The 7,268-nt window shown below is 38.7% G+C and carries 9 protein-coding genes; 2 read left to right on the top strand and 7 right to left on the bottom strand.

All coding sequences use genetic code 11. The features are described 5' to 3' along the window. From ACTHJT_RS13180 to pdxA, 7 genes are all read right to left on the bottom strand, one after another. Positions 1 to 251 (bottom strand): biotin carboxylase N-terminal domain-containing protein (locus ACTHJT_RS13180; RefSeq protein ID WP_440238911.1); only part of this gene is annotated, 251 nt, incomplete at its 3' end. Between the two features lie 36 nt (positions 252 to 287). Further along, on the bottom strand, positions 288 to 785 hold the full coding sequence (accB, locus tag ACTHJT_RS13175) for an acetyl-CoA carboxylase biotin carboxyl carrier protein (RefSeq protein ID WP_440238909.1): 498 nt from the start codon (positions 783 to 785) through the stop codon (positions 288 to 290). 100 nt (positions 786 to 885) lie between these two features. Beyond that, positions 886 to 1,884 (bottom strand): beta-ketoacyl-ACP synthase III, encoded by a 999-nt coding sequence (locus ACTHJT_RS13170; RefSeq protein ID WP_440238907.1) that lies wholly within the window; start codon positions 1,882 to 1,884, stop codon positions 886 to 888. Between the two features lie 16 nt (positions 1,885 to 1,900). Beyond that, positions 1,901 to 2,839 carry a phosphate acyltransferase PlsX gene (plsX, locus tag ACTHJT_RS13165; RefSeq protein WP_440238905.1) on the bottom strand — a complete coding sequence of 313 codons (939 nt, stop codon included), beginning with the start codon at positions 2,837 to 2,839 and terminating at the stop codon, positions 1,901 to 1,903. A 4-nt stretch (positions 2,840 to 2,843) separates the two neighbouring features. Further along, positions 2,844 to 3,029, bottom strand: a complete 186-nt coding sequence (gene rpmF / locus ACTHJT_RS13160; RefSeq protein ID WP_440238903.1) for a 50S ribosomal protein L32 — start codon at positions 3,027 to 3,029, stop codon at positions 2,844 to 2,846. A gap of 10 nt (positions 3,030 to 3,039) precedes the next feature. Then, the gene (locus ACTHJT_RS13155) at positions 3,040 to 3,609 is read right to left on the bottom strand and encodes a YceD family protein (RefSeq protein ID WP_440238901.1); all 570 of its coding nucleotides are present in this window, start codon (positions 3,607 to 3,609) and stop codon (positions 3,040 to 3,042) included. A gap of 83 nt (positions 3,610 to 3,692) precedes the next feature. Then, on the bottom strand, positions 3,693 to 4,718 hold the full coding sequence (pdxA, locus tag ACTHJT_RS13150) for a 4-hydroxythreonine-4-phosphate dehydrogenase PdxA (RefSeq protein ID WP_440238899.1): 1,026 nt from the start codon (positions 4,716 to 4,718) through the stop codon (positions 3,693 to 3,695). A 372-nt stretch (positions 4,719 to 5,090) separates the two neighbouring features. On the opposite strand from pdxA, the gene rsmA reads away from it, so the two are divergent. Together rsmA and mgtE are read left to right on the top strand one after the other, a co-directional pair. Beyond that, positions 5,091 to 5,867 carry a 16S rRNA (adenine(1518)-N(6)/adenine(1519)-N(6))-dimethyltransferase RsmA gene (gene rsmA, locus ACTHJT_RS13145; RefSeq protein WP_440238897.1) on the top strand — a complete coding sequence of 259 codons (777 nt, stop codon included), beginning with the start codon at positions 5,091 to 5,093 and terminating at the stop codon, positions 5,865 to 5,867. 1 nt (position 5,868) lies between these two features. Then, positions 5,869 to 7,221: a magnesium transporter gene (mgtE, locus tag ACTHJT_RS13140; protein ID WP_440238895.1), complete on the top strand. Its 1,353-nt coding sequence runs from the start codon at positions 5,869 to 5,871 to the stop codon at positions 7,219 to 7,221. The last annotated feature ends 47 nt before the right edge of the window (positions 7,222 to 7,268 follow it).

Raw genomic sequence — 7,268 nt, 5'->3', positions numbered from 1 at the left:
AAGCCATAACCCGGGTGGATTGCATCAGCATTTGTAATTTCTGCTGCTGCAATGATATTTGGTATGCTTAAGTACGATTGATTAGAAGGAGCAGGGCCTATGCATACTGCTTCATCCGCAAAACGTACGTGTAAACTTTCTTTATCTGCAACAGAGTATACAGCAACCGTTTTAATACCAAGCTCTTTACAAGCACGGATTACACGTAGCGCAATTTCACCTCTGTTCGCAATTAATATTTTCTTAAACATATATCTTTCCAGTAAAATGAACTATACAACAATTGATTACTTAGGTTCAACCAGGAACAATGGCTGATCGTATTCAACTGGAGTAGCGTTTTCTACTAAGATTTTAACAATTTTACCTGAAATTTCAGATTCGATTTCATTGAATAATTTCATTGCTACAATGATACAAACGGGCTTGCCTGCTTCAACCACATCGCCAACATTAACAAATGCAGGAGTTTCAGGGCTTGATGAGCGGTAGAAGGTACCGATCATCGGTGATTTGATTGTAATCAGATTTGCTGTATCAGCAGCTGGTGCAGAAGCTTTTGGTTCTGCTGCAACCGGAGCAGCAACTGCCGGAGCCTGAGCTACCGGTAATACTTGTTGTGGTGCAACTTGTGGTAATGCAGGCATTATAATATCCGCAGCTTTAACAGCAGTGTTCGGATATTTTTTAACGTTTATTTTAAACTGTTCTGTTTCAATATTTACTTCAGCCAAGCCAGAGCTTGCAATAAAGTCAATCAATTCCTGAATTTCCTTTGGTTTCATCAGTCTTTTAATTTTGAATAACTGTTTTAAAAGTTTTACCAGTTATGTGTTAACAATCTTATGTATTAAATATTTCAGTAAACAATTACAATGCGTTTATTTATTTAGGATCGTAACCCCATTTCAAATAAACAGATCCCCAGGTAAAGCCACCACCAAAAGCAGCCAATACTAAATTATCACCTTTTTTAAGTTGTTTTTCATAGTCCCAAAGCACCAATGGAATCGTAGCGCTTGTGGTATTTCCGTAACGTTCAATGTTCACCATTACTTTCTCCGGTCCAACATTCATGCGTTCCGCAGTAGCATTGATGATCCGTTTATTTGCCTGGTGCGGTACCAACCACTGCACGTTGTCGCCAGTAAGCTGGTTACGTTCCATGATCTCTGCAGCAACATCAGACATGTTTTTTACAGCGAATTTAAATACAGTTGCACCTTCCTGGTAAGCAAAATGTTCGCTGTTCATAACAGTCTCTAATGAAGCAGGACGACGGCTGCCGCCGCCTTTCATGATCAGGTACTGTGCACCGGAACCGTCTGTTTTCAGTACGCTGTCTACAACCCCATAACCTTCGTTATTCGGCTCCAGAAGTACTGCGCCGGCACCATCACCAAATAAAATACATGTATTACGATCTTTGTAGTTTACGATAGCAGACATCTTATCTGCACCTACTACAATGACTTTTTTAAACTTGCCGCTTTCAATGTATTGTGAACCCGTTACAAGTCCGAATAAGAAACCCGAACATGCAGCGTTCATGTCATAACTGAAAGCGTTTTTAAGTCCACACATATCCGAGATTAAATTTCCTGTAGCCGGGAAAACATAATCAGGAGTTGTGGTGCAGCAAATTAATAAATCGATATCGGAAGGATCGGTATTCGTTTTCGCAAGGAGGCTGTTCACTGCTTGTTCTGCCATGTGAGAAGTACCCAGGCCTTCTCCCTTTAAAATGCGACGTTCTTTGATACCTGTTCTAGAAAGAATCCACTCATCAGATGTTTCAACGAGTTGTTCTAATTCTTGATTTGTTAAAATATAATCCGGTACATACCCTGCAATACCGGTGATACATGCCTTTACATTGCCCATCTTCTAGTTGTTGAGATTAGCTGTATGCGTTTTTAATTTTTTCGGAGATTTTGGCTTGTGTTAATTGGTATGCCTGGTGCATCATATTTTTGACTGCCTTTGGCGAAGATATTCCATGACCAATGATTACGTTGCCATTCACTCCTAAAATAGGACTACCGCCGACTTCTTCATAATTGAACATGTTAAAGAAGTTGTCATCAAATCCACGCTTAGAAACTAAATCATAAAACGTTTCACCCATTTTCAGGATGATATTGCCTGTATACCCATCGCAAACAATTACGTCTGCTTTGTTGTTAAATAAATCTCTACCTTCAATGTTTCCTACGAAGTTGATATTGTCCAGATCCTTGATCAGCTGGTGAGCAGCTAACGTAAGGATCGTTCCTTTTTCTTCTTCTTCTCCAAGATTCATTAGACCCACTTTCGGGTTTTCGATTCCGAATACATATTTCGTGTATAAAGAACCGATCACCGCAAACTGAGCAAGCATTTCTGGCTTACAATCTGCGTTTGCACCAACATCTATGATAACAGCAAAACGTCCTGATTCTTGCGGCATAAAACCGGCAATACCAGGACGAAGAATACCTTCGATAGGTTTGATACTAAACATAGACCCTACAAGCATAGCACCTGTGTTTCCTGCACTGCAAAAAGCGTCAACCTCTTTTTGTTTCAGTAAATGGAAACCTACCGCTATACTGGAATTAGGTTTTTGTGAAAAGGCTTTTGTAGGATGTTCAGCCATGCTGATTACCTCATCGGCATGAACAATTTGTATTCTGCTCTTGTTTCCTTCAAGCTGAGACAAATGTTCACGGATTAGCTGCTCCTTGCCGATTAGAATAATTTCTGCATCGGCAGGAAGAGAATCAGAGGCTAGGATGGCACCCTCAATGATAGCCTTGGGAGCAAAATCTCCTCCCATCGCATCTAGTGCTAACCTCATCAGATTATACTGCTAAGGCTTTTTCGATTGCCAATTTACCTCTATAGTATCCACATTCCGGACAAACTATATGAAGTAGGACAGGTGCGCTGCAATTAGAGCATTCAACAAACTGAGAAGCAACCGCTTTGTAGTGAGTTCTTCTCTTGTCTCTCCTTGTTTTGGAAATTTTGCGTTTAGGATGAGCCATTTCTTTATTACTAGTTTAACTTACTTTTATCTTTTAAACTCTTTAGTGCCAACCACCTCGGATCTATTAAATCTTCAGCAGATGATTCACTCTTTTCTTCATTTTCATCTTCAGTAGAATAGATCAATAATGTTTCTTCTTCATTATCAGACTCTTCTTCTGCCTGGAAACGCGGATGAAGTTTTTTTATCGGTACCTCTAAATTAATGAACTCATAAATATATTGAGCAACATTAATTTTTATGGTTTCTCTTTTTATGCCAATGATTTCTTCTGTAATCTCTCCGTCTTCTTCAGCATACTTGAATAAGAGGAGCTGCTCAGATGAAATCGGTTGTTCAAACGGATCTAAAGAACGGTCGCAGATTAATTCTACACGACCTTTAATGATAAAGTTCATGCGGATTAATAAGGGCGTCTTTTCAAGTTCAACAACTGCTTCCAATAATCCCTTCTGGATTAAGCTATCTTCAAATAATGTAAAGAAGGTATCGTTAAGCTGGAAATCATACTTGTGGAGTACGTTTTCCTTGATATTGGATATCTCTATATCAAAATCTCTTAACTTATTCTTTTCCATACACTATTATAGGATGGGGTGCAAAGTTATAATATTCAATTGATTTAAAAAAGGGTTGTGGATTCATATTTCCTCATTTTCAGTTATTTTTTAACCAACTGGCTGTTTTTTACCAAGTCACAGGCTAAATAAATTGCTGAACGGAACGAATCTTCCTCTACTAAATTCTTTCCGGCAAGGTCATACGCGGTTCCATGATCGGGAGAAGTGCGGATAAATGGCAACCCTCCGGTAAAATTAACGCCTTCGTTAAAACATAAAGCCTTAAACGGCGCCAGTCCCTGGTCATGGTACATCGCCAATACTCCATCAAACTTTGAGTAATGATGTTGGCCAAAAAAACCGTCTGCCGGATATGGACCGAATATTAACAAACCTTTGTCTTTTAATTCTTTAACGATAGGAGCAATCAATGTTTGTTCTTCTGTACCCATCATTCCGTTTTCTCCGGCATGAGGATTCAGACCTAAAACGGCAATTTTGGGTTTTATAATTCCGAAGTCATTTTTCAGGGAATGATACAGAAGATTGATTTTTGTAAGCAAACGTTCTCTTGTAAGGTTCGCTGAAATCTGAGCAATGCCAATATGGGCAGTTGCAAGAGCTACCTTCATGGTTGGACTAACCATTACCATGAGGTTATCTTTTACATTGCAGCGTTCTGCCAGGTATTCTGTATGGCCGGCAAAGGCAAAACCTTCCTGCTGGATATTCTTTTTATCAATCGGAGCAGTTACAATTGCCTGGATGTTTCCGGCAAGTGCATCCGTAACGGCTTTCTCCAATGATAAAAACGCGGCTTTGCCGGATTCTTTACTCGGCTGGCCCGGAGTTACCTCGTAATCATCTTCCCAGCAAACCATTAAATTGATCTTGCGTGGCTGAACTTCAGAAATAGATTTTATAGAATGAAAATTCAAATCATCGTACAGGCCAAGGATTTTTTTATACTTCGCAAATAATTTATAATTTCCGTAAATGACTGGAATACAAATTTTTAATATTTTTTGCTCAGAAAAAGTTTTTAGTATCAATTCCGGACCCACGCCATTAAAATCACCAAGAGTAATTCCTATGATCGGTCTGTCAAATGCTATAGTTGGTGTCATTTTATAAATTTATTCAAGTCAAAGATAGTCAAAAGATATCACAGAAGTTTTACAATTCTTTATATAATTCAATCAATTGAAAATTTATTCTAAAAAAACTCCTATAAATCCGGTTACTTAAGACTTATTCCGGGGTATATAACAACAGATGCGGATAGCTCTTAAATTTTATTCGTAGCTATTTTTAGTTTGAAAAATCTTTAACAATTCTTGCTCGTTTAGTTAAAGTAGTAATGTTTCCTAAAAAGCCTCTTTCGTCGGAGGCTTTTTACTTTTATAGCCTTCCTTCATACAAGTTATTGTTTATATCCTTCATAAACTGAATATGGATTGCTGAAAGGAGTTATGTAACTTCGGGCAAAATTCGGGAATATGGAAAAGGTTAAAGCAAAAAAACATTTAGGACAGCACTTTTTGAATGATCAGCAAATCGCCAGAGATATTGTTGAAGCTTTGACACTTCATGGTAATTATTCAGAAGTGCTTGAGATAGGACCGGGAATGGGTGTATTAACCAGGTACCTGCTTGAGCATAAAGAATATCATACCCGTGTGGTAGATATTGATGGTGAATCCATTCAATACCTGAAGAAAGTTTTTCCATTAAAAGAAGCGGATGTTATTCATGGCGATTTTTTAAAGGCCAATCTATCAGAATGGTATCCTGGATCTTTTGCGATCATTGGCAATTTCCCTTATAATATTTCTACAGAGATTTTATTTAAAGTACTTGATTTCAGAGAACAGATCCCTGAAGTTGTCGGGATGTTTCAGAAAGAAGTTGCCGAACGTTTTGCTGCAAAGAATGGCAATAAAACCTATGGTATCACAAGCGTTTTACTGCAGGCATATTATGATATAGAATATTTGTTTACGGTACATGAACATGTCTTTACACCACCACCGAAAGTGAAGTCTGGCGTGATACGTTTAAGAAGAAACGATCGCGTAACGTTACCATGTAATGAAGATCTGTTTTTCAAAGTTGTTAAGGCTGGCTTTAACATGAGACGTAAAACATTAAGAAATGCGCTCAAATCAGTGAACGTGCAAAACATATCTATGGATTTACCTATCTTTGATAAACGGGCAGAACAATTATCTGTGGAGGAGTTTTTTGAATTGACAAATTTGATTTCAGGTAAATAGTATGGCATTTGAACTGACAGAAGAATTTATCCAGGTACTGCAGCAGCATTTAACGCTTGCAGACAGCGAAGCTGTGCTTGAACTGGTTGAGGAAATTCCTGAACAGGATCTGTCGACCATTTTATATGAGCTTGAGACGGAAGAGTCTGTGGTGCTGTTAAATATACTTTCAACAGAAAGAAGTGCGCAGGTTATTTCTGAATTGGATACGGATATCCGTTTGCGGATCTTAAAAAATTATTCTCCTGAGAAGATCGCAGCTTTTATTGAATATATAGATTCAGATGATGCTGTTGATATCATCAATGAACTTTCTATCCAGACAGGTGAAGAGGTAATCGCGTTTATCCGGAACCCGGAGAAGGCAGACCACATTATTGACCTGTTGCATTACGATGAAGATTGTGCCGGCGGTTTGATGGCGAAAGAATTAATAAAAGCCAACCTGAACTGGACAATCGACCGTTGTATTGAAGAGATCCGCGCTCAATCCAAGAATGTAGACAAAGTATTTTCTGTCTATGTTGTTGATGACAATATGCGGTTACTCGGTTTACTATCATTGAAAAAATTATTGCTATCGGATGAACATGCAATTGTTGCTGATATCTTTGACCCGATGGTGAAAAGTATAGAATCATACAGAAGCGGAACTGAAGTGGCAGACCTGATGCGTAAGTACGATTTGGAAACGGTACCGGTCGTAAATATACAAGGTAAGTTATTGGGCCGGATTACCATTGATGACGTTATCGATTTGATCACCGAACAAGCCGATCTGGAACGTCAGATGATGGCCGGTATCTCGAATGATGCAGAGGAAGACGATTCCGTATGGCTGCTTTCCAAAAGCCGTTTGCCCTGGCTGATCGTGGGCATGATCGGAGGAATTTTAGGGGCACAGTTTATTGGCTTGTTTGAAAATGTGATTCACCAGGTTACTGCCATGGCATTCTTTATACCATTAATTACAGCTACCGGCGGTAACGTGGGTATCCAGTCTTCTTCCATGATTGTACAATCATTGGCCAGAGATTCTACTTATATTGGCATGGAACTGGATCGCTTTCTGAAAGGATTTATCGTTTCGTTGATTAATGGCGTTGCAATTTCTACGTTGGTATTTATTTTCAATATTGTTTTAAAGCAGGAGCTAGACCTGGCTATTACGGTTTCCATTGCATTGTTTTGTGTGGTATTGGTATCTTCCTTTATGGGTACGATCACTCCATTGATTTTATTCAGATTTGGTGTAAATCCGGCACTGGCTTCAGGTCCGTTTATTACAACAGCGAATGATCTGTTAGGATTAGGAATTTATTTTTCGGTCGCACATTTACTTTATACCTTTTAAAACCATGTATGAAAATGCGCTGTTTAATTGTTGATGATTTGGATGCT

This window comes from Cytophaga sp. (assembly GCF_051961495.1).
Classification (GTDB): Bacteria; Bacteroidota; Bacteroidia; order Cytophagales; family Cytophagaceae; genus Cytophaga.
The sequence above is the reverse complement of the archived record's forward strand: the minus strand, read 5'-3'. Positions and strand labels throughout refer to the sequence as shown.